This is a genomic window from Nocardiopsis mwathae (genome assembly GCF_014201195.1).
Taxonomy (GTDB): Bacteria; Actinomycetota; Actinomycetes; order Streptosporangiales; family Streptosporangiaceae; genus Nocardiopsis_C; species Nocardiopsis_C mwathae.
Genome location: NZ_JACHDS010000001.1, coordinates 4,768,439 through 4,791,768, shown reverse-complemented (window position 1 = coordinate 4,791,768; position 23,330 = coordinate 4,768,439). Strand labels below are relative to the sequence as shown.

Here is a 23,330-nt window from a genome sequence, read left to right as displayed (position 1 = left end):
AGACCCAACAGTGGCTGAGACTCCCCAGGGGCAGGGGCACGAGACGCTGTCGAACCTTCTTCAGGAGTCGCGGAGGTTCCCGCCGCCTGCGGACCTCGCCGCGCACGCCAACGCCACCGCCGGGACCTACGAGGCCGCCGACACCGACCGCCTGGGGTTCTGGGAGGAGCAGGCGCGCCGCCTGACGTGGGACCGGCCCTGGGACACGGTGCTGGAGTGGAACCCGCCCTTCGCGAAGTGGTTCACCGGCGGCACCCTCAACGCCGCCGTCAACTGCCTCGACCGGCACGTGGAGGCGGGGCGCGGGGACCGGGTCGCCTACTACTGGGAGGGTGAGCCGGGCGACACCCGCACCATCACCTATGCCCAGCTCACCGACGAGGTGTGCAAGGCGTCCAACGCGCTGATCGAACTCGGTGTGGCCAAGGGCGACCGCGTCGCCATCTACATGCCGATGATCCCCGAGACCGTCGTCGCCATGCTCGCCTGTGCCCGCATCGGCGCCGTGCACATGGTCGTCTTCGGCGGCTTCTCCGCAGACGCGCTCGGCACCCGGCTCGACGACAGCGAGGCCAAGGTCGTCATCACCGCCGACGGCGGATACCGGCGTGGCAAGGCCAGCTCCCTCAAGCCCGCCGTCGACGAGGCCGTCGCCGACCGCCCCGCGATCGAGCACGTCCTCGTCGTCCGCCGCACCGGCCAGGCCGTCGACTGGACCGACGGCCGCGACGTCTGGTGGCACGACACCGTCGGCCGACAGAGCACCGAGCACGCGGCCGAGGCGCACGACGCCGAGCACCCGCTGTACATCATGTACACGAGCGGCACCACGGCCAAGCCCAAGGGCATCCTGCACACCACCGGCGGGTACCTCACCCAGGTCGCCTTCACCCACTGGGCGGTGTTCGACCTCAAGCCCGAGACGGACATCTTCTGGACGGCGGCCGACATCGGCTGGGTGACCGGCCACTCCTACATCGTCTACGGCCCGCTGTGCAACGGCGCCACCTCGGTGATGTACGAGGGCACGCCCGACACCCCGCACAAGGGCCGCTTCTGGGAGATCGTGGAGAAGTACCGGGTCTCCATCGCCTACATGGCGCCCACGGCCATCCGCACCTTCATGAAGTGGGGCGAGGACATCCCCGCCGGGTTCGACATGTCCTCCCTGCGGGTCCTCGGGTCGGTCGGCGAGCCGATCAACCCCGAGGCCTACACGTGGTACCGCAAGAACATCGGCGGCGACCGCACCCCCGTCGTCGACACCTGGTGGCAGACCGAGACCGGCGCGATCATGGTCTCTCCGCTGCCCGGCGTCACCGCCGGCAAACCGGGCGCCGCCATGCGCCCGATCCCCGGTATCGTCGCCGATGTCGTGGACGAGGAGGCCAAATCCGTCCCCGACGGGGGCGGCGGGTTCATCGTCGTCCGCGAACCGTGGCCGTCCATGCTGCGCGGTATCTGGGGCGACCCGCAGCGCTATCAGGACACCTACTGGTCGCGTTTCGAGGGGCTGTACTTCCCCGGGGACGGCGCCAAACGCGACGAGGACGGCGACATCTGGCTGCTCGGCCGCGTCGACGACGTCATGCTCGTCTCCGGCCACAACATCTCCACCACCGAGGTGGAGTCCGCGCTGGTCTCCCACCCCAAGGTCGCCGAGGCGGCGGTGGTGGGCGCCAGCGACCCCGTCACCGGGCAGGGGATCGTCGCGTTCGTCATCCTCCGCGGCGAGGCCGGGGACGGCGGCGACGGCCTCGTCAAGGAGCTGCGCGACCATGTCAGCGCCTCCCTCGGTCCGATCGCCAAGCCGCGCCAGATCATGGTCGTCCCGGAGCTGCCCAAGACCCGCTCCGGCAAGATCATGCGCCGCCTCCTGCGCGACGTCGCGGAGAACCGCCGGCTCGGCGACGTCACCACCCTCACCGACTCCGCCGTCATGGACGTCATCGCGGCGAAGCTGCCCGAGGCCAAGGGCGACGAGTAGTCGCGGCGGACACCCGCTCTTCCGGCGGGCGGCGGCCACCGCCCGCCGGAAGAGCGCGGCCTGTGCCCCGGCCCCGGCGCCGCGACACAGGCTCCCGCGGCCGCGGTCACACGCACCTTGAGCGTGCCTCGTGAGGTGAACGTGGCGCGACATGTGGAAGGATGCGTTTGACGTTTGCCGGAACGAAGGGAGCCACCTCGATGCCCGAGACCCGATCGGGTGGCCAGGGGCCCGAGGCGCCCGACACCGATGAGCGCTCACTGGGCGAACTCGTCTCCGAGGCCAGCGAGAACCTCTCCCGGCTCCTGCGCCTGGAGCTGGAGCTCGCCAAGCTGGAGATCGCCCGGGACGCGCGGCAGGTCGCCAAGAGCTCCGGCCTGTTCATCATCGCCGCCGTCATGGGCCACATGGTGCTCATCCTGGCGTCGATCACCGCCGGCCTCGGCCTGTTCGCCCTGGGCCTCGCCCCCTGGCTGGCCTTCCTCATCGTGACCGTCTTCTACCTGCTGATCGCCGGGCTGCTGATCTTCGTCGGCCAGCGCAAACTGCAGCGACTGCACGGAATGCCCCGCACCAGCTCCACCATGGCCACGACCATGGCGGTGCTTCGGCGCGAGCACCCGGCCGACCTCTGACCCGCGCGCGGCGCGAGAGGCGGACCGGCCATGAGCCATGACTGAGGAATCCGCCGTCCTGATCGACGGGCCCTGGACACACAGGACGGTCAGCGCCGCCGGCACCCGGTTCCACGTCGCCGAGGCCGGCGAGGGGCCCCTGGTCCTCCTGCTGCACGGCTTTCCGCAGTTCTGGTGGTCCTGGCACGGGCAACTGGTGGCACTCGCCGCCGCGGGGTACCGGGCGGTCGCGGTCGACCTGCGCGGCTACGGGGCCAGCGACAAGCCGCCGCGCGGCTACGACCTCATCACTCTCGCCTCGGACGCCGCCGGACTCATCCGCGCCCTCGGCGAGGGCGATGCCATCGTCGCCGGGCACTCCTCCGGCGGACTGCTCGCCTGGACGATGGCGACCTACTTCCCGAAGTCGGTGCGGCGCCTCGTGGTCCTGTCCATGCCCCATCCCCTGCGGCTCCGCGGCGCGCTGGCGACCTCCGGACAGGCCTGGGCGGGGCGGCACCTCCTCGGCTTCCAGGTGCCGATGCTGCCCGAGCGGCGCCTCGTCGCGGACGACGCCGCGCGCGTGGCCGAGATGCTGCACACGTGGTCGCGCCCTGGCTGGCCGGACCCCGCCACGGAGCGCCACGTCCGGGACGCCTTCCAGATCCCCGGCGTGGCGCACAGCGCCCTGGAGTTCCACCGCTGGCTGTTCCGCTCCCAAGTACGCCCGGACGGAAGGCGCTATATGCGGCGCATGCGCCGCCCCATCGGCGTGCCCACCCTGCACGTCCACGGGGCCATGGACACCTACCTGCTCCCCGCGGCGGCGCGCGGGTCCGGGCGCTACGTCGGCGCCCCCTACCTCTGGCGGCTCATCACCGGCGCCGGGCATTTCCCGCACCAGGAGCAGCCGGAGCGGGTCAACTCCACTCTCATAGGCTGGTTGGACGAGACCGGACCCGACACGTGAGCGACCCCGAGCCGGAACCCCGGGTGGGACCGCGACCGGCGGGAGCGGGGGAGAGGAGTACAGCGGTCATGGGCGACGCGAGTGGCACGGGCCGAACAGGCGGCCCGCACGGCCGAGGGACGGCACCGGCCACCCGGGACCGCGACCCCGCGGGCCGCGCCCAGAACCAGCGCCCCCGCGACAGGTTCGGCCGCCCCCTCCCCTACGGCTCGCCGGGCGTGCCCCGCGTACCCGACGACGCGGTCTTCACTCCGGAGGAGGGCCTGACCGAGGCCCAGCGGCTGCTCGACGAGGGCTACGCCTTCCACGCCCACGAGGTTCTGGAGGCGGTGTGGAAGTCGGCGCCCGAGCCGGAACGGGAGCTGTGGCGCGGGCTCGCCCAGATCGCCGTGGGGCTGACGCACGCCCAACGGGGCAATCGCGTCGGGGCCGAGCGTCTGCTGCGCCGCGGCGCCGACCGTGTGGCCGCCTATGGCCCCCGCGCGCCGCACGGCGTCGACGCGCCGGGGGCGGCGGCCCTCGGCCGGATGGTGGCCGACGACCTGGCCGAGGGTGGCGGCTCCGACCATGCCGCCGCCGGCCTCGCCGGCCTCGCCGGCCTCGCCGGCCTCGCCGACGCAACCGCGATCCCGATCGACACCTCCGCCCTCCGCCTGCGCCGGACGGGCACTCCGGGTTCGTCCGCCGAAGAGTAGGGTTCCGGCCCCGCGTGCGGTGGGTCACATCCCTACCGAATCCCCGCCGAATCGCTGGCGGATGACACCGAAGTCCGGTTGGCTAAGGAAGCGAACCGGGGGTCATCGTCCGCGCGCGTCGAGCCGTCGCGGATTTCTGCGTGTTACGGAAGTTACGCATTCCGCATTTGTGGCAACATGGGCCCTTTATCACCGATGTCGCGTAGGTTCTTTTCTGATTGTGTATGAGAATTCTGTCCGCACATAAAGGTAAATATCCTACTTTGGAGATCACTGTGTGATCACATATCCAGAGCGGTGTGCGGAAGATTGCGCCCCGCTCTCACTTTTCGCGGCGGCGGTGCGTAGAATCCCCGAGCATCGTTCCCGTTGGATCGGCGGAATCGATGAATTCAATACATCAGTGATGGCACCCCGCACGACCCTGCTGAGCGTGCCGATGACCCTTCTGTTCGGACTCCGGACGGCGGTGCGCACAGGCGCGGGTCCGGAACGTGCCCGTCTCATAGGAGGACGGTTTGTCTGGGCTTAGCCTCGCTGCCGTAGGCGGCAACGGCCTGGCTCTGGAAGGCATGAATTTCACGCTGGTCATCGTCGTGCTGGTGGTGGCGCTTCTCGCGCTCGCCTTCGCCGCGATGCTCGTGCGTGAAGTTCTCGCCGCGGGCCAGGGCACAGAGCGGATGCAGAACATCGCGCTCGCGGTACAGGAGGGTGCGGCGGCGTATCTCAAACGCCAGTTCCGCACCCTGATCATTTTCGTCGTCGCCATTCCCCTGCTTCTCCTCCTGCTGCCGGCCGACAGTGAAGCGGTCCGCTACGGGCGATCGCTCTTCTTCGCCCTGGGTGCGGTCCTTTCCGCACTGACCGGATTCATCGGAATGTGGCTGGCGGTGCGCGGCAACGTCCGCGTTGCGGCGGCCGCGCGTGAGGGCGGCGAGACCGGCGGACGCACGGCGATGCGCATCGCGTTCCGCACCGGTGGCGTCGCGGGCATGATCACGGTCGGCCTGGGACTCCTCGGCGCCGCGCTCGTCGTCCTCATCTACCAGGGCGACGCCCCTGTGGTGCTGGAGGGCTTCGGCTTCGGCGCCGCGCTGCTCGCGATGTTCATGCGTGTCGGCGGCGGGATCTTCACCAAGGCGGCCGACGTCGGTGCCGACCTCGTCGGCAAGGTCGAGCAGGGCATCCCGGAGGACGACCCGCGTAACGCCGCCACCATCGCCGACAACGTCGGCGACAACGTCGGCGACTGCGCGGGCATGGCGGCCGACCTCTTCGAGTCATACGCGGTCGTGCTCGTCGCCTCGCTCATCCTCGGTCGGGTCGCGTTCGGTGTGGAAGGCCTGGTCTTCCCGCTGCTGGTGCCGATGATCGGTGTCATCACCGCCATGATCGGCATCTTCATCGTCGCGCCGCGCGCCAAGGACAAGAGTGCGATGGCCGCGATCAACCGGGGCTTCTTCATCTCGGCGGTCATCTCCGCCGTGCTCGTCGCCATCACCGCGGTCGTCTACCTGCCGACCTCCTTCGCCGAGCTGAGCGGGGTCAGCGAGGAGATCGCCGCCCACGACGGCAACCCCCAGTACATCGCCATCGGAGCGGTGCTCGTCGGCCTCGTCCTGGCCGCGGCCATCCAGCTGCTGACCGGATACTTCACCGAGACCGACCGTCGCCCCGTCAAGGACATCGGCGAGAGCTCGCAGACGGGGGCGGCCACGGTGATCCTCTCCGGGATCTCGGTCGGCCTGGAATCCGCCGTCTACTCCGCGCTGCTCATCGCCGGCGCGGTCTACGCGGCATTCCTGATCGGCGGCTCGTCCATCACGATCAGCCTGTTCGCGGTCGCCCTGGCCGGCACCGGGCTGCTCACCACCGTCGGCGTCATCGTGGCCATGGACACCTTCGGCCCGGTCTCCGACAACGCCCAGGGCATCGCCGAGATGTCCGGAGACGTCGAAGGCAAGGGCGCCGACATCCTCACCAGCCTCGACGCCGTCGGCAACACGACGAAGGCGATCACCAAGGGCATCGCCATCGCCACGGCGGTGCTCGCCGCGACCGCGCTCTTCGGTGCGTTCCGAACCTCGGTGGAAGCGGCGCTCGGGGCACAGGCCGACACCTTCAGCCTCTCCATCGACCAGCCGAACGTCCTCGTCGGCGTGATCATCGGCGCCGCGGTCGTCTTCCTCTTCTCCGGCCTCGCCGTGATGGCGGTCGGCCGGGCGGCGGGACGCGTGGTGCTGGAGGTGCGCGAGCAGTTCCGCACCCGCCCGGGGATCATGGACGGCACCGAGAAGCCGCAGTACGCGCGGGTCGTCGACATCTGCACCCGCGACTCCCTGCGCGAACTGGTGACACCCGGGCTGCTGGCGGTGCTCACCCCGATCGCCGTCGGCTTCGCCCTGGGCTACGCCCCGCTGGGCGCCTTCCTCGGCGGTGCGATCGCGGCGGGCGCACTGATGGCGGTCTTCCTGGCCAACTCCGGTGGCGCCTGGGACAACGCCAAGAAGCTCGTGGAAGACGGCCACTACGGAGGCAAGGGCTCCGAGGCGCACGAGGCCACGGTGATCGGCGACACGGTGGGCGACCCGTTCAAGGACACCGCCGGTCCGGCCATCAACCCGCTGCTGAAGGTGATGAACCTGGTCGCGCTCATCATCGCGCCGAGTGTGGTCCTCTACTGGCCCAACACCGGCCTGCGCATCGGTGTCGCGGCGGTCGCGGTCGCCGTCATCGTCGGCGCGATCATCTGGTCCAAGCGCCGTCACGACGGCGGCCCGGCCGAGAGCACGGTCGAGGCCCGGGGGGACGCACCGCAGGTGGAGTCCCCCGGTGAGGAGGTCGACCCGGCGGCGACCTCCCTCAACGGGAAGAAGACCGCGGCCGACTCGGACGACGGCGATAGCGGAACCGGCGGCAGCAAGGCCGAGGCCCGCGCATCCGACGCGGGACTCAAGGACTAGGCCCTCGCCGAGGGGCCGACACCTCTCCTCTCCTCCGCGGAGGCCCGCAGTGCCGCAAGGTGGCCGCCCGCAGCCGACGAACGGCTGCGGGCGGCCACCTTTCCCTATCTCCAGGGCCATACCTGTGTGTCCGGAACGCGGCGGGAGGGAAGAGCGGAGCCAACGGCGGAGGGGCAGCGGCCGAGTGACAGGTCCGGCCTCATAGGCTGGAGAAACCTGACGCTGGAGTAAGTGAGACACGGAGGGAGGGGCGGCTGGTGTCCGGAGCAAAGGGGCTTGCCATCGTCCTGGGAGCGATGGTCGGGTTCATGGTCGTGATGGCGATCATCGCCACTCTGGCGTCGCCATGACGGACAAGCGACTGATCATCCTGCGGCATGCCAAGGCCGAACACGGCTACGTCGGCACAGACCACGAGCGGGAGCTGACGGACAAGGGCCGCAAGCAGGCGGCGAACGTGGGAAAACTGCTGGCCGAGTCGGAGCTGATCCCCGACCACGTCATCTGCTCCACTGCGGCGCGCACGCGCCGGACGCTGGAGCTCGCGCTGCAGGAGATGCCGGGCCAGCCGACGGTGGCCTACGAGAGTGTCGCCTACATGGCGGGGATCGACACCATCTTCGAGCTGATCAACGCGGTCGACGCGGATATCGACACACTCATGGTCGTGGGCCACAACCCGACCATGGCCCAGCTGGCAGCAGCGTTCCTTGGCGACGAGCCCCTGATGGCGTTCCCGACGGCGAGCGTCGCGGTCGTCGACCTGGAGGTCGACTGGCTGTACGCGGCACCGGACACAGGAACCGCCCGCATCCTGACATGACCCCGGCCCCGCTGTTGCGGAAGATCCGCACGTGAACGACGCCGGTTTTCGCGCCTCCTGCCCGAGTTGGCGCATCGGCGGTCCGCGGGTATAGTTCCCCGAGTCGCCTTGAAGCGGTCGGGTTCTCCCGCCGCCCCGGGGCGGCGGTCTTCTCTCCGGTCGCTCCTGGGCCCCTGGCCTGGTGGTGGCGGCCGCGTCCGCAGGGTTCGAAGCACAAGATCCGACCGGCATACTTCTGTGTGCCCGGTGGTCTTCTGCGGGGAAATCCCTCGGGGGCGGTTTATCGGGGTCGGGATGCGGAAAGCCCGCCGGTTTGGCGGTTCCGGGCCCACCTGATAAAGTGAAGACACAACAAAGCAGAAAGCACCGCCTCTACAGAAAAGCCTGATCAGGTCCGTTGGTTCGGGTCGGCTTGTATGGGATGAGCGGTTGTTTCTTGAGAACTCAACAGCGCGTGTTTGTTTTTCTTTCAGCCAAGTTTGTTTTGGCCCCTTAGAGCACACGGATGCCTTGCGGTGTCCGGTTGGTGCTCGGGGTTCCTTTGATTGGCCAGGGTGATACCTGGTCGGTCAGGGTTATCTCTTCCAGGTTTACCGCCGCGCCCTCGGGTGCGTGCGGTTGTTTGACCTTTGATGGAGAGTTTGATCCTGGCTCAGGACGAACGCTGGCGGCGTGCTTAACACATGCAAGTCGAGCGGTAAGGCCCTTTCGGGGGTACACGAGCGGCGAACGGGTGAGTAACACGTGAGTAACCTGCCCCTGACTCCGGGATAAGCCGTGGAAACGCGGTCTAATACCGGATACGACGCCCCTCCGCATGGTGGGGTGTGGAAAGTTGTTTCGGTTGGGGATGGACTCGCGGCCTATCAGCTTGTTGGTGGGGTAACGGCCTACCAAGGCGATTACGGGTAGCCGGCCTGAGAGGGCGACCGGCCACACTGGGACTGAGACACGGCCCAGACTCCTGCGGGAGGCAGCAGTGGGGAATATTGCGCAATGGGCGGAAGCCTGACGCAGCGACGCCGCGTGGGGGATGACGGCCTTCGGGTTGTAAACCTCTTTTACCACTCACGCAGGCCCGGGGTTTTCTTCGGGTTGACGGTAGGTGGGGAATAAGGACCGGCTAACTACGTGCCAGCAGCCGCGGTAATACGTAGGGTCCGAGCGTTGTCCGGAATTATTGGGCGTAAAGAGCTCGTAGGCGGTGTGTCGCGTCTGCTGTGAAAGGCTGGGGCTCAACCCTGGTTTTGCAGTGGATACGGGCATGCTAGAGGTAGGTAGGGGAGACTGGAATTCCTGGTGTAGCGGTGAAATGCGCAGATATCAGGAGGAACACCGGTGGCGAAGGCGGGTCTCTGGGCCTTACCTGACGCTGAGGAGCGAAAGCGTGGGGAGCGAACAGGATTAGATACCCTGGTAGTCCACGCCGTAAACGTTGGGCGCTAGGTGTGGGGGCTTTCCACGGTTCCCGTGCCGTAGCTAACGCATTAAGCGCCCCGCCTGGGGAGTACGGCCGCAAGGCTAAAACTCAAAGGAATTGACGGGGGCCCGCACAAGCGGCGGAGCATGTTGCTTAATTCGACGCAACGCGAAGAACCTTACCAAGGTTTGACATCACCGGTAATCCGTTAGAGATAGCGGGTCCTTCGGGGATCGGTGACAGGTGGTGCATGGCTGTCGTCAGCTCGTGTCGTGAGATGTTGGGTTAAGTCCCGCAACGAGCGCAACCCTTGTTCCATGTTGCCAGCACGTAGTGGTGGGGACTCATGGGAGACTGCCGGGGTCAACTCGGAGGAAGGTGGGGATGACGTCAAGTCATCATGCCCCTTATGTCTTGGGCTGCAAACATGCTACAATGGCCGGTACAGTGGGCGTGCGATGCCGTGAGGCGGAGCGAATCCCTAAAAGCCGGTCTCAGTTCGGATTGGGGTCTGCAACTCGACCCCATGAAGGTGGAGTCGCTAGTAATCGCGGATCAGCATTGCCGCGGTGAATACGTTCCCGGGCCTTGTACACACCGCCCGTCACGTCATGAAAGTCGGCAACACCCGAAACCTGTGGCCTAACCCCTTGTGGGAGGGAGTGGGTGAAGGTGGGGCTGGCGATTGGGACGAAGTCGTAACAAGGTAGCCGTACCGGAAGGTGCGGCTGGATCACCTCCTTTCTAAGGAGTCTTTGATAGCCGACGGTTCCTGCGTTCGCAGGGTTTTTCCGATTGGTCGGCGGGCTCGGAAGTGGATCTGGCACAGGTTGGTCGGTGTCCCCGTTCGCGGGGGTGGTGGCTGTGTGTCGGGATGGCTGGATTGTGGGAAGCAAACGTCTCATGCCTTTCCTGGAAGAGGGGTGTGGGCGCGCTGTTGGGTGTCTGAGGGAGCGACCGTGTGGTTGTCTTCCCGCTGCCACCCCGATGAAGACCTGCGGGAGCGGTCGGTGGTTCTGGGTTCTGCCTGTGTGGTGGGGTCTGGTTCTTGGTCTGGCTGCTTGGTTGTGCGGTGTTGTGGTTGGGTGTGTGGCTGGTTTTTTGATTCGTGGATAGTGTGCGCGAGCATCTTGTATCTGTGGTGGCCAAGTATGTGTGGCATACGGTGGATGCCTTGGCACCAGGCGCCGATGAAGGACGTGGGAGGCCGCGATAGGCCGCGGGGAGCTGTCAACCGAGCGTTGATCCGCGGGTGTCCGAATGGGGAAACCTAGCCCGAGTTGTGTCGGGTTGCCGCCGCCTGAATGTATAGGGCGGTTGGTGGTAACGCGGGGAAGTGAAACATCTCAGTACCCGCAGGAAGAGAAAACAATATGTGATTCCCTGAGTAGTGGTGAGCGAAAGGGGATGTTGGCTAAACCGTGCGCGTGTGATAGACGGCAGTTGTTGCGTGTGCGGGGTTGTGGGATGTGCCTGTTCAGGTCTGCCGGCCTGGGGTGGTTGTGTGTTCTGTTAGCTGAATCCGTTGGGAAGCGGTACCGGAGTGGGTGAGAGTCCCGTAGGTGAAGGCAGAGCACTGGCTGCTGGGCATGCTCCCGAGTAGCGCGGAGCCCGTGAAATTCCGTGTGAATCTGGCAGGACCACCTGCTAAGCCTGAATACGTCCTGGTGACCGATAGTGCACTAGTACCGTGAGGGAAAGGTGAAAAGTGCCCCGGTGAGGGGTCGTGAAATAGTACCTGAAACCGTGTGCTGTCAAGCCGTCAGAGCCTGTGCTTTTGTGTGGGTGATGGCGTGCCTTTTGAAGAATGAGCCTGCGAGTTATGGTGTGTGGCGAGGTTAACCCGGGTGGGGTAGCCGTAGCGAAAGCGAGTCTGAATAGGGCGTTTGAGTCGCATGCTGTAGACCCGAAGCGGAGTGATCTACCCATGGCCAGGGTGAAGCGGCTGTAAGAGGTCGTGGAGGCCCGAACCCACCAGGGTTGAAAACCTGGGGGATGAGCTGTGGGTAGGGGTGAAAGGCCAATCAAACTCCGTGATAGCTGGTTCTCCCCGAAATGCATTTAGGTGCAGCGTTGCGTGTTGCTTGCCGGAGGTAGAGCGACTGGTTGGCTGATGGGCCCGACAAGGTTACTGAGGTCAGCTAAACTCCGAATGCCGGTTAAGTTGAGCGTGGCAGTGAGACTGCGGGGGATAAGCTTCGTAGTCGAGAGGGAAACAGCCCAGATCATCAGCTAAGGCCCCTAAGCGTGTGCTAAGTGGGAAAGGTTGTGGAGTTGCTGAGACAACCAGGAGGTTGGCTTAGAAGCAGCCATCCTTTAAAGAGTGCGTAATAGCTCACTGGTCAAGTGGTTCTGCGCCGATAATGTAGCGGGGCTTAAGCACACCGCCGAAGCTGTGGAGCCGGCACCTAGGGTGCTGGTTGGTAGGGGAGCGTCGTGCATCCGGTGAAGCTGCCGAGTGATCGTGTGGTGGAGGGTGTGCGAGTGAGAATGCAGGCATGAGTAGCGAGACACACGTGAGAAACGTGTGCGCCGATTGACTAAGGGTTCCTGGGGCAGGTTAATCCGCCCAGGGTGAGTCGGGGCCTAAGGCGAGGCCGACAGGCGTAGTCGATGGATAACGGGTTGATATTCCCGTACCCGTTCGCACGCGTCCAGTATCGAATCCTTTGATGCTAACCACCACTGAAGCGGTTTTTCACCTTCGGGTGTTTTTCCGTGGAGGCGTGGGACCCAGGAGGGTAGTAGGTAAGTGATGGGGTGACGCAGTGGGGTAGCTCTACCGGGCGGTGGTTGTCCCGGGATAAGCGTGTAGCCCGGAGCATAGGCAAATCCGTGCTCCATATTAGGGTGAGGCGTGATGTCGAGCCGTTTTTGGTGAAGTGAGTGATCCCGTGCTGTCGAGAAAAGCCTCTAGCGAGTGTGTGGGCGGCCCGTACCCTAAACCGACGCAGGTGGTCAGGTAGAGAATACCGAGGCGTTCGGGTGAACCATGGTTAAGGAACTCGGCAAATTGTCCCCGTAACTTTGGGAGAAGGGGAGCCCTGTCTGGTGAAGGAGTTTTCCTCTGGAGCTGGGTGGGGTCGCAGATAGCAGGGGGAAGCGACTGTTTATTAAAAACACAGGTCCGTGCGAAGTCGTAAGACGCTGTATACGGACTGACGCCTGCCCGGTGCTGGAACGTTAAGAGGACCGGTTAGATTCCTTTCGGGGGGTCGAGGCTGGGAATCTAAGCGCCAGTAAACGGCGGTGGTAACTATAACCATCCTAAGGTAGCGAAATTCCTTGTCGGGTAAGTTCCGACCTGCACGAATGGCGTAACGACTTCCCCGCTGTCTCAACCATGGGCCCGGTGAAATTGCACTACGAGTAAAGATGCTCGTTTCGCGCAGCAGGACGGAAAGACCCCGGGACCTTCACTATAGCTTGACATTGGTGTTTGGGATGGTTTGTGTAGGATAGGTGGGAGCCTGTGAGGCCGCTACGCTAGTGGTGGTGGAGGCGTTGGTGAAATACCACTCTGGCTGTTTCGGGCATCTAACCCGCACCCGTGATCCGGGTGGGGGACAGTGTCTGGTGGGTAGTTTAACTGGGGCGGTTGCCTCCTAAAGGGTAACGGAGGCGCCCAAAGGTTCCCTCGGCCTGGTTGGCAATCAGGTGTTGAGTGTAAGTGCACAAGGGAGCTTGACTGTGAGACGGACGTGTCGAGCAGGTGCGAAAGCAGGGACTAGTGATCCGGCACCGGCGTGTGGAAGCGGTGTCGCTCAACGGCTAAAAGGTACCCCGGGGATAACAGGCTGATCTTCCCCAAGAGTCCGTATCGACGGGATGGTTTGGCACCTCGATGTCGGCTCGTCGCATCCTGGGGCTGGAGTTGGTCCCAAGGGTTGGGCTGTTCGCCCATTAAAGCGGCACGCGAGCTGGGTTTAGAACGTCGTGAGACAGTTCGGTCCCTATCCGCTGTGCGCGTTGGAGACTTGTGAAGGGCTGTCCCTAGTACGAGAGGACCGGGACGGACGAACCTCTGGTGTGCCAGTTGTTCCGCCAGGAGCATGGCTGGTTGGCTACGTTCGGGAGGGATAACCGCTGAAAGCATCTAAGTGGGAAGCCTGCTTCGAGATGAGGTCTCCTGCCCCACTTCGGTGGGGGTAAGGCTCCCAGTAGACGACTGGGTTGATAGGCCGGGTGTGGAAGCCTTGTGAGGGGTGGAGCTGACCGGTACTAATCGGCCGAGGGCTTGTCCACCGCAGATGCTGGGTGCTCGCGCACACTATCGACTTCTTTCACCGCTTGTGGGTGGTGGGGTGGTCGGCGAAGATCGCACACGAATCGTTTGTTTTTTCATATTGTGCCGCTGTTGCGGCCCTGGTTTTCCACGCCGGTTTTGTCCGGTGGTGGTTGAGGGTTGCGGTGGTTTTGGCGGAGGGGAAACACCCGGTCTCATTCCGAACCCGGTCGTTAAGCCCTCCTGCGCTGATGGTACTGCCCTGTGGTGGGGTGGGAGAGTAGGTCGCCGCCGCGCATTCTTTGAGGTGGAGGGTTGCCCCCTTTTTTTTGTGGGGGTGGCCCTCCACTTTTTTGTTGTTTGTGTTTGTGATTGTGTGAACCCGTGGGTGGCCTTCTCGGTGGTGTGGGGCGGTCTCCGTTGCCCGGTCCTGGGGCCGTGCTGAAGGGCTGGGTCTTCTTTCGTTGATCTCGGGGATATCGGGGTGAAAACCGTGTGGGATACCCCGATATCTCCGAGATCAACGCGGGGAGGCGCCGCCCGAGGGTGGGAAGCGCAACGGGTGGGAACGGGTACAGTTGGCGCTCGTGATCGAAGCGAACTCCATTTCCACCACCCGGGCGTTCTATGACGCTGTGGCTGGCGACTACGCCGAACTTGCCCGTGACGAGCTCTCGGGCAAGCCGCTGGATCGGGGGATCCTCGCAGCGTTTGCGGAGCGTGTCCGTTGTGCCGGAGTCGGTCCGGTGGCCGACCTCGGTTGCGGGCCAGGTCATGTCACGGCGTATCTGCACTCGCTCGGCGTGACGGACGTGTTCGGTGTCGACCTGTCGTCGCAGATGGTCGCGATCGCGCGGAGGGTGTACCCGGAGCTGCGGTTCGACGAGGGCTCGATGGCGTCGCTGGACAGGCCCGACGGCTCCCTCGGGGGGATCGTGGCCTGGTACTCGATCATTCACACCCCTCCCGGGGTGCTGTCGGCGGTGCTGGCCGAGTTCCGTCGTCTGCTGGCCTCCGGCGGGCAGCTGCTGCTCGCGTTTCAGGTGGGCGACGAGCCGCTGCGGATTGCGGAGCCCTTCGGCCACGCGGTGTCCCTTGACTTCCGCCGGTGGTCGCCCGACCGTATCGTCGGGATGCTGGGCCGGGCCGGGTTCAAGGTGAATGCTCGACTACTCCGTGAACCGGATTCGACTGAGCGGGTTCCGCAGGCGTTTCTGCTGGCTGACGCAGTGAATCCGGCGAGTAGTGGTTCATGAGGTTGAGGCGGTCGGATAGCGGGTCTGTTCGTACGCCCGTTGTTCCGTACGCCCGTTGTTCCGTACGCCCGTTGTTCCGTACGCCCGTTGTTCCGTACGCCCGTTGTTCCGTACGCCCGTTGTTCCGTACGCCCGTTGTTCCGTACGCCCGTTGGTCCGGAGGCCGGCCCGGGGCCGACCTGTGCCCATCCGGTTGCAGCCGGGCCCGCTCGTGCTCTCGCTCATTGCGATTCTCCTCGCGACTGCCGCTGTTCCGGGGGCCGGCCGTACATCAGGCGTCGTAGGAGCGCTTCGGCGGGACCGGGCCGCCCCTGCCGCTCCAGGGCGTAGGCGCCGACCACGGTGACCAGCCAGACGCCGATGGCGAACGCCGCCATGCCCGCGCTCCCCATCGTCGCGCCCAAACCCAGGCCCCAGGCGGCGAGCAGTGGGGAGAACATCAGCGAGTGGGCCATGTAGCTCGACAGCGACCGTTTGCCCACGGCTGCGACCGCCTGGACGGCGACCCCGTGTCCGCCGCCGCGGCTGCGCGTGCGAAGCCAGTGCGCCAGGAGCGCGAACACTGCGACGTAGCCGAGTCCGCCGGGGACGCCGGTCACCTCCTGGATCCGAGACAGGGCCCCTTCCTCTCCGACCGCGTTGGGCGGCACGTCGATCGCACCGACGTGGGCCAGCGCCGACAGCAGGCCGCCGGACCAGCCGATGGTGAGGCCGATCGCCGCCGTCCACCCGATCAGTCGCAGGTGCCGGTGCGGCTCTTCCAGGATCCTGCGCCGTGCCGCCCAGAATCCGAGCAGCATCAGTGCGTGCGACCCGAAGGCCAGTAGGCCTCCTCCGAGCGTGACGAAGGCCCACGTCTGCAGGCGGGTCGCAGCCGCTGCGACGGGGTCGGTCTCCCCGGCCGCGTACGCCGCGGTGGCGGCCTCGGTGGCGGGTGCGCCGATGCGGCCGAGGTCTCCGGTGGCCAGAGCGGTGAATGCTGGCACCGCCGACCACAGGAGTATCGCTGCGCCCACCCCGCTCCACGCCAGCAGTGTGCGCTGACCGCGCCGGAGGAAGAGCCAGCCGAGGATGAGGCTCGACAGCCCGTAGGCGCCGATGATGTCGCCGGCCATCAGCAGCGCGGCGTGCGCGAGTCCGAAAGCGAGGAGCAGGAGGCTGCGACGCCGGAGCAGCGCCACCCCTGCCCGCGGCGACGCGCCCGCCTCGGTCTGGCGCATGTAGAGGCTCATCATGCCGTAGCCGAAGAGGAACGCGAAAAGCGGATAGGTGCGCAGGTCCAGCGCCGTGATCATGGCGAACTGGACGGCGCGGTCGACCGCCGATCCGTCGATCGGGTGCCAGCCCGACGGCCCGTGCTCGGCCGCCCAGAGATGGAACGCGGTGTTGGACAGGGCGATCAGCAGGAGCATGGTTCCGCGGCCGAGATCGGGGGCGAGTGCCCGTTCTCCGGCGCGGACGCTGCCGCGTGCGGGGCCGCGTGCCGGGTGGCGACGCTGGTCGGCAGGGTCGGTGGATCGGCGCATGCGGGTGACGCTACGGAGGGTCGATGCCGTGCCGCATCGCCCGATCGGCGTGACCCCAGGTATCCGGAGTCCGCTCCTCATGCGTCCCGCTCCGCCGAAAGTCGCGGTGCCGATGACCACGGTTCCGGGGGAGGAGGGGGTGTCTCGGCTGCAGTCGGCCCGGGGCGGAGAGCGCGTGTCCGGACTCGCCGCCGTCGACATGGTCGCCGGAGGTGGTCACGGCAGGCCCGCGGATGGTCTATACTCAATACCGTTGTCGCGCTCCGGCGTGACCCACAGGTTTCCACGCTCCCGGTTTCCGGGAGTGGTGGGCTAGGGTTGCGGCGGTCATAGCGGGAGGGAAACACCCGGTCTCATTCCGAACCCGGTCGTTAAGCCTCCCAGCGCCGATGGTACTGCCCCCATGGTGCGGGGTGGGAGAGTAGGTCGCCGCCGCGCATACTTCATCGGCGAGGGCCCCTGACATGGTCAGGGGCCCTCGCCGCGTTTCGTTCCTGGGTGTGCGGACCTGGTCGTGCGGACCTGGTCGTGCGGATGCGGCCACCGCGACCGCCACAGCCCCTGACCGCCACAGCCCCCGGCGGCCATCGGCCGCCGGGGGCTGACTTTTCCTACTTCACGGTCTCTGCCGCGCCCGCCGTTTCCTCATCCTCCGCGCTGTCGGCGGCCTCGACCTCCTCGCGGGAGATACCGAGGAGGAAGACGATCGCGTCCAGGTAGGGGACGTTGACCGACGTGTGGGCCTGTTCGCGCACGACCGGCTTGGCGTTGAAGGCCACGCCGAGCCCGGCCGTGCGCAGCATGTCGAGGTCGTTGGCACCGTCCCCGATGGCCACGGTCTGGGTCAGCGAGACCCCGGCCTCCCTGGCGAACCGGCGCAGGGCGTCCGCCTTCCCCCGGCGGTCGATGACCGGCCCGACGAGCCCACCCGTGAGTTTTCCGTCGACGATCTCCAGGGTGTTGGCCGCCGAGTAGTCGATGCCGAGGCGCTCCACGAGCGAATCGGTGATCTGGGTGAAGCCGCCGCTGACGATCGCGGTCTCGTAGTGGAGGCGCTGCAGTGTCCGGACGAGCGTGCGGGCGCCGGGTGTCAGGACGAGTTCTTCGCGAACCGCGTCGATGGCGGAGGCGTCCAGGTCCTTGAGCAGGGCGACGCGGCGGCGCAGCGACTCCTCGAAGTCGAGGTTTCCGCGCATCGCCTCCTCGGTGACCCGGGCGACCTCCTCGGCGCACCCGGCGTGCGCGGCGAGGAGTTCGATGACCTCGCCCTGGATGAGGGTGGAGTCGACGTCCATCACGATCAGGTGCTTGGCCCTCCGGTGCAGCCCGCTGCGCTGTACCGCGACGTCGATGGACTGGGTGGCGGCCTCCATGGCAAGGTCGCCGCGGAGCCGGTCCAGGTCGGTGCCGGAGATGTCGAGTTCGATGGAGGTGACCGGGTAGCTCGACAGCCGATCGATGCGGTCGATGTTGGATCCCGCCCGGGCGACGCACGAGGCGATCGCTCCGAGTGCGCCGGGGCGCAGCGGGTCCGCCAGAACGGTCACGTGCAGTCGGCCCTCGCCCGAGGCGCTGACTCGAGCGTCGCCTTCCGAGAACTCCACGTCCATATCGAGGTCGATGGCGGTCTTCTCGACGGCGTTGCGGAGTTCGTCGAAGAGCCGAGTCTTGCTGACGCCGGGGGCGACGGTGTCGTCGACGCTGAGCAGCGCTCCGAGTACGAGCCGGCCGCCGATGACGACCTGTTCCAGGTCGGCCAGTGTCACCGGGAACACCGATAGGGTGCTCAAGAGGCGCGCGCTGACCCCGGGCCTGTCGCGTCCGGTAACCGTCACCAAGAGCGTCGAATCATCATTCATGACGTGAACTACGGTACTCGGCCAGTTCATGGGGGTGTAGGTCCGGGGGGTGAACATGTGCCCGCAGTTCACCCCTGTGTCACCTGGGCGACGGATCGTGTACGCAGGGCGATCACTTCCTGCGCTTGAACCACGAACCCCTGGGACCCTTGGCCTTGACCTCGATCGTGCCGAGTATGCAGGTCCCCGACAGTCTGATGGTCGGCGCGTTGGGGTCGGTCACAGCGTCGGTCCCGGTGATCTCGGAGGTGCCGAGGACCGCCGTCGTGTTGTTCACCACACGTACGCCGTGCGGGACGATGATCTCCAGTGTCCCGAGGAACACCGCGCACTGCACGCTCACCTCGCGCTGCGCCAACACGGCTTCGCGGAAGTCCAGCTCGACCGTCCCGAGCAGGGACGAGACGTTGGTGCGCGGCTCCACGAGCCAGCGTCCCTTGCGCTCGGTGCCGCTCAGCACGGCCACGATGTTCTCCTGGCCCGTGCTCTCGGCCGCCAGCCGCCGCGCGGCCTCCGAGGAGAGCGACGACGCCACGGACATGGCGCCGCTGTCCGAGGCGCCATTGCGTTCCGAGGCGGAGGGCAGGTCGGCGGTGATCGGAGCCAGTTCGCCCACGGTCTTGGCGCGGTACACGGCGTCCAGCCGCTCTTCGTGCTCCTCGTGGGTGAGTCGGCCCTCTGCCAGGGCCTCCCGCAGCCGCTCGGCGACGCGGTCGCGATCGGCGTCGGATGCGCGGATGTGGTCGGGCTCCATCACTGTCCTCGTCTTCGGTTCTTCGCCGCGGCCCCGGTCGCTGTCTTCACCGGATTATCCCCGTTCAGCAGCCGTAGCCGACGTCCGCTTCGGGCGACGACTTGATTTCGATGCCGCCCAGCAGCACATGCCCGGTGACGACCACCGTGGGCGCGCCCTCGGCGGGCTCCGGCCGGCCCTTCTCGACGCCGACGCCGCCGAGTGTGCCGTTGACGTGGTTCTCGATCGCGACGCCGTGCGGGACGATCAGCGTCACCCCGCCGAGGGTCGTGGAGCACTGCACGACGACCCTGTTCCGGGACAGAAGGGCCGTGCGCATGTCCAGTTCGACGGAACCGAGGAGGACGGAGACGTTGGTGCGCGGCTCCACGAGCCAGCGTCCCTTGCGCTCGGCGCTGCTGAGCACGGCCACGATGTTCTCCGATCCGGTGGCCGACGCGATGAGATCGGCGTCCGCCTGGCTCGCCGGTCGCGGTGGAGCCGAGGCGGGGGTCGGAGCCGCGGCGGCGGTTCCGCCCGGCAGGTCGGCGGTGATCGGGGTCAGCTCGGCCATGGTCTTGGCGCGGTAGACGGCGTCGAGCCGCTCGCCGTGTTCCTCGTGGCCGAGGCGCCCTTCGGTCATCGCCTGGGCGAGGACCTGTGCGGCCCGGTCGCGGTCGGCGTCGGACGCGCGCATCGGCGGCGACGGTTGTGACGACGGTTGCGACTGCGGGGGAGACGTGGTCGCGGGGCCCGGCGCGGTTCCGGGACCGCGGTCTGCTGTGTCGTTCATGACTCCGAGTATTCGCCTCGGCGGACGCGAACGGTATCCGGAGACGACCCTGGGGTTCCCCTGATTCGGTACCGGGACGACCCTGACCCCTGCCCCGGCTCGCTACGGGCGCGAGGGGAGGGGCCTCAGCCGGTGCAGGCCGCCCCGTAGGCGGCGACCCGGGCGCGGCGGACCGCGCTGTCGAGAACGCGCAGCGCCTCGCGCCGTGCGGCCACCTGGGCTGCGGACAGCCCCCGCCCGCTGTCGCTCCGGTCCCCCTCGGCGAGCCGGACCACGACCGCCAGTCGGTCGGCCTGGGCGGCCAGCCGGTGTGCCCGCTGCGGGTAGCCGGGGGCCAACCCGTCGCCGGGGGAGCGGGCGGGGTCGCGCAGGGCGTCCAGGGCGCTTTCGACCTCGGAGCCCCAGCCGGTGATGTCGTCGATACGGCCGAACAGGTCGGTGGACTCGCGCATGGCGAGCGTCAACCGGTACTCGGCCTCGGCCAGCCCGACGGGTTCGGGTTCGGCGTCTGCGGCAGGGTAGGGCGTCCAGACGACGCCGACGTAGGACGAGCCGCGCCGGTCCTCACCCGGGACCAGCCCGATCTGCCGGTCTCTGAGCCGGATCAGCACCGCCTCGCGGGCGTCGATGGCCGCGGCGTTGAGGTCGGCCGTGCCTACGAGCCCCAGCGGGTCTCCGGGGACCGGCAGGCACAGCCGGAAGGCGCTCAGCCCCAGCGGCCGCAGCCGTGCCAGCGCGGACCGGAGCGTGTCTCCGCGAGTGAAGGGCGGCCCGGCGGGGGCGGCGGACCGCGGGTCGTGCGTCCCGGCGGCCCCGCCGGGCCGCGGAGCGCTCATCGGGGCGCCGATCGTGTTCGGTCCGGTGCGTCGCTCCACGGCGTCGACGGCGTCGTCCAACCCGGCCTGGCCGGCCAGCCACGCGTTGCCCCAGGCGACCAGTGACGGGGATGACAGTTCTCGCACCATGTCCTCCAGCCTAGATCGGTGACCCGGGGAGCGGACGCGTCGAGTAGGTTCACACCGTGCCGTCGACGGCACGAGCGGCTTCGACGGCGCGGGCCTCTCCGTCGTCCGGGTCGGTACGCGACGGGGACACCATGCGGTGGGGACACCGCGCGGTGGGGCGCCGGGTCGAGTGCGCACAAGGTGAACGGCAGGGAGAACGATGAACGGTCATGTACTGCGTATGAGCGGTGTGAGCGTGCGCCGCGACGACGCGGAGCTGGTGCGCGGTGTGGAGTGGATCGTCGAGGAGGATGAGCGCTGGGTCGTGATCGGCCCGAACGGCGCGGGCAAGACCACCCTGCTGAGTATCGCCGCGACGCAGCTGTTCCCGACCGAAGGCGAGGTGGAGATCCTCGAAGAACGCCTGGGCGAGACCGACGTGTTCGAGTTGCGTCCGCTCGTCGGCTTCGCCGGTGCGGCGGTGGCCAACCGGGTGCCCGACTCCAGCACGGTGCTCGACCTGGTCATCAGCGCGGCTTACGGATACCTGGGCCGGTTCGGCGAGCGGTATTCCACGCCCGACTACGGCCGGGCACGCGTGCTGCTCAACCAGTGGGGTGTGCTGCACCTGGAGGACCGCACGTACGGCACCCTGTCGGAGGGTGAGCGCAAGCGGGTGCTGATCGCCCGCTCCCTGATGGCCGATCCGGAGCTGCTGCTGCTCGACGAGCCGGCGGCCGGCCTGGACCTCGGCGGCCGGGAGGATCTGGTGCGTCGGCTCGGCGCGCTGGCCGTCGACTTCGAGGCGCCGGCGCTGGTGATCGTGTCGCACCATGTGGAGGAGATCCCCCCGGGGTTCACCCATGGTCTGCTGCTGCGGGAGGGGCGGGTCGTCGTCTCCGGGCCGCTGGAGGACGTGATGACCAGCGAGAACCTGAGTAAGACCTATGGTCTGCCGTTGCACGTGGAGCGTGTCGGCGACCGGTGGACCGCGCGCGCCGCATAGCGTCGGCGGTCGGCGCACGAACCGCGAATATCACTCCCAGGGAAATCGGCATAAGGGCGTGGCCGTAACCCGCCTTTCTGTCCGATTTCGAGCGCGTGGTGCTGGTTCGACGTGGAGTTTCGGGTACTCCGTGCGTACGCGTGCTCCTTTGCGTTTTACGATCGCTGCGTGGACGCGTGTCGGAATCGTCGCCCGCGCCTTCCGGAACCGTCCGCGTCCATTCGCAGCCTGTTCCACCCCCGACAGGAGAGCCGGAGCCGTCTCGATGAGCACCATCATCATCATCCTGCTGCTGTTCGTGCTGATCCTGGCCGTGATCGGCTGGCGCAGCATCCGCATCGTCCCCCAGGCCATGGCCGATGTCGTCGAGCGCTTCGGCAGCTACCACCGCACGCTGAAGTCGGGATTCAACATCGTCGTCCCGTTCGTCGACCACGTCCGCGAACGTATCGACATGCGGGTCCAAGTGGTCAGCTTTCCCTCCCAGACCGCCATCACCCAGGACAACCTCTCGGTCAACGTCGACACGGCCGTCTACATCAAGGTCACCGACCCCTACAACGCCGTCTACAAGATCGCGAACTTCATACAGGCCGTCGAGCAGCTGGTCTCGGCCACGCTGCGCAACGTCATAGGCGGCATGGACCTGGAGCAGACGCTCACCTCGCGCGACCAGATCAACCGTGAACTGCGCATGGTCCTCGACGAGGCCACGGCGGAGTGGGGGATCGAGGTCAGCCGGGTCGAGCTGAAGGCCATCGAGCCCCCGGAGTCCGTCCAGGAGGCGATGGAGAAGCAGATGCGCGCCGACCGGGACAAGCGCGCCGAGATCCTCACCGCGGAGGGCCAGAAGCAGTCGGCGATCCTGCGCGCCGAGGGTGAGTCGTCCTCGGCCGTCCTGAGTGCCAAGGGTGCCGCCGACGCGGAGATGATCCGGGCGAAGGCCGAGTCGGACGCGATGACGCTGCGCGCCCGGGGTGAGGCGGACGCGATCACGATGGTGTTCAAGGCGCTGCACTCGGGCGACGTGAGCCAGGACGTGCTGGCCTACCAGTACCTGCAGAAGCTCCCGGAGATCGCCAAGGGCGACTCCAACAAGGTCTGGATCGTCCCCTCCGAGATGGGCAAGGCCTTGGAGGGCATCGGCGGCGTCTTCGAGCGCGTGCGCGGGGAGAGCAACGGACAGCCGAACCACGCCCAGCGGAACGGCGGCGGAGGCGCGGGCGACCACCGGTCTTAGCGCCTGTTCCGCGGATCGCATCCGCGCGCGGCCACCGCACCGACGTTCGCCGCACCGCTCCATTCGTCAGGTCGACCGGGATCGACCGAGAGCAGGGGCGTGCGAGCGCCGCCCCGGCGGCCGCCGACCCACCGGGGGCATCCGCCGAACACGCCGCGGCCGGCGGCTCGTCCGTCGGCGGCCCCGCGATGGCCGGGGCCAGCGCGGGGATCATCCCCGGGGGGTGCCACGGAGTCGACCGATCGTCGAATTGTAGGCTGTATACAGCATGCCGTC

14 protein-coding genes and 4 rRNA genes are annotated in these 23,330 nt (G+C 67.1%); 13 read left to right on the top strand and 5 right to left on the bottom strand.

What is annotated here, in order from left to right; translation table 11 throughout:
* Window positions 1–10: 10 nt before the first annotated feature.
* The 10 genes from acs to HNR23_RS21000 all read left to right on the top strand — a co-directional run bounded on the left by acs (window position 11) and on the right by HNR23_RS21000 (window position 14,953).
* Window positions 11–1,987, top strand: coding sequence for an acetate--CoA ligase (gene acs, locus HNR23_RS21045; RefSeq protein WP_184078025.1), 1,977 nt, complete (start codon window positions 11–13; stop codon window positions 1,985–1,987).
* Between the two features lie 200 nt (window positions 1,988–2,187).
* Entirely contained in the window at window positions 2,188–2,622 is a 435-nt protein-coding gene (locus HNR23_RS21040; RefSeq protein WP_184078024.1) for a phage holin family protein, read from the top strand.
* 37 nt (window positions 2,623–2,659) lie between these two features.
* Window positions 2,660–3,571, top strand: a complete 912-nt coding sequence (locus HNR23_RS21035; protein ID WP_184078022.1) for an alpha/beta fold hydrolase — start codon at window positions 2,660–2,662, stop codon at window positions 3,569–3,571.
* 68 nt (window positions 3,572–3,639) lie between these two features.
* Complete coding sequence (locus tag HNR23_RS21030; RefSeq protein ID WP_184078020.1) at window positions 3,640–4,266, top strand: DUF309 domain-containing protein; 627 nt, start codon at window positions 3,640–3,642, stop codon at window positions 4,264–4,266.
* Between the two features lie 572 nt (window positions 4,267–4,838).
* Window positions 4,839–7,229 carry a sodium-translocating pyrophosphatase gene (locus HNR23_RS21025; RefSeq protein WP_246421819.1) on the top strand — a complete coding sequence of 797 codons (2,391 nt, stop codon included), beginning with the start codon at window positions 4,839–4,841 and terminating at the stop codon, window positions 7,227–7,229.
* 346 nt (window positions 7,230–7,575) lie between these two features.
* Entirely contained in the window at window positions 7,576–8,052 is a 477-nt protein-coding gene (locus HNR23_RS21020) for a SixA phosphatase family protein (protein ID WP_184078016.1), read from the top strand.
* 629 nt (window positions 8,053–8,681) lie between these two features.
* Window positions 8,682–10,216, top strand: a 16S ribosomal RNA gene (locus HNR23_RS21015).
* 398 nt (window positions 10,217–10,614) lie between these two features.
* A 23S ribosomal RNA gene (locus HNR23_RS21010) occupies window positions 10,615–13,718 on the top strand.
* Window positions 13,719–13,878: 160 nt separating this feature from the next.
* Window positions 13,879–13,994: ribosomal RNA gene (rrf, locus tag HNR23_RS21005) — 5S ribosomal RNA — on the top strand.
* Together the 16S, 23S and 5S rRNA genes form the textbook arrangement of a ribosomal RNA operon.
* Window positions 13,995–14,284: 290 nt before the next feature.
* Entirely contained in the window at window positions 14,285–14,953 is a 669-nt protein-coding gene (locus tag HNR23_RS21000) for a methyltransferase domain-containing protein (RefSeq protein ID WP_184078014.1), read from the top strand.
* A gap of 221 nt (window positions 14,954–15,174) precedes the next feature.
* Here HNR23_RS21000 and HNR23_RS20995 read toward each other — a convergent pair whose 3' ends face one another.
* Window positions 15,175–16,479 carry a DUF418 domain-containing protein gene (locus tag HNR23_RS20995; RefSeq protein ID WP_246421818.1) on the bottom strand — a complete coding sequence of 435 codons (1,305 nt, stop codon included), beginning with the start codon at window positions 16,477–16,479 and terminating at the stop codon, window positions 15,175–15,177.
* A 319-nt stretch (window positions 16,480–16,798) separates the two neighbouring features.
* Between HNR23_RS20995 and rrf (HNR23_RS20990) the strand changes: the two genes are divergently transcribed.
* A 5S ribosomal RNA gene (rrf, locus tag HNR23_RS20990) occupies window positions 16,799–16,917 on the top strand.
* Window positions 16,918–17,090: 173 nt separating this feature from the next.
* On the opposite strand, the gene serB is transcribed toward rrf (HNR23_RS20990), so the two are convergent.
* The 4 genes from serB to HNR23_RS20970 all read right to left on the bottom strand — a co-directional run bounded on the left by serB (window position 17,091) and on the right by HNR23_RS20970 (window position 20,829).
* On the bottom strand, window positions 17,091–18,338 hold the full coding sequence (serB, locus tag HNR23_RS20985) for a phosphoserine phosphatase SerB (protein ID WP_184078012.1): 1,248 nt from the start codon (window positions 18,336–18,338) through the stop codon (window positions 17,091–17,093).
* Window positions 18,339–18,450: 112 nt separating this feature from the next.
* On the bottom strand, window positions 18,451–19,092 hold the full coding sequence (locus tag HNR23_RS20980) for a DUF1707 SHOCT-like domain-containing protein (protein ID WP_184078010.1): 642 nt from the start codon (window positions 19,090–19,092) through the stop codon (window positions 18,451–18,453).
* A gap of 64 nt (window positions 19,093–19,156) precedes the next feature.
* Complete coding sequence (locus HNR23_RS20975) at window positions 19,157–19,768, bottom strand: DUF1707 SHOCT-like domain-containing protein (protein ID WP_184078008.1); 612 nt, start codon at window positions 19,766–19,768, stop codon at window positions 19,157–19,159.
* 221 nt (window positions 19,769–19,989) lie between these two features.
* On the bottom strand, window positions 19,990–20,829 hold the full coding sequence (locus HNR23_RS20970) for a hypothetical protein (protein ID WP_184078006.1): 840 nt from the start codon (window positions 20,827–20,829) through the stop codon (window positions 19,990–19,992).
* 199 nt (window positions 20,830–21,028) lie between these two features.
* On the opposite strand from HNR23_RS20970, the gene HNR23_RS20965 reads away from it, so the two are divergent.
* The gene (locus HNR23_RS20965; protein WP_184078004.1) at window positions 21,029–21,814 is read left to right on the top strand and encodes an ABC transporter ATP-binding protein; all 786 of its coding nucleotides are present in this window, start codon (window positions 21,029–21,031) and stop codon (window positions 21,812–21,814) included.
* A gap of 265 nt (window positions 21,815–22,079) precedes the next feature.
* Window positions 22,080–23,054: an SPFH domain-containing protein gene (locus HNR23_RS20960; protein WP_184078001.1), complete on the top strand. Its 975-nt coding sequence runs from the start codon at window positions 22,080–22,082 to the stop codon at window positions 23,052–23,054.
* Window positions 23,055–23,330: the final 276 nt, after the last annotated feature.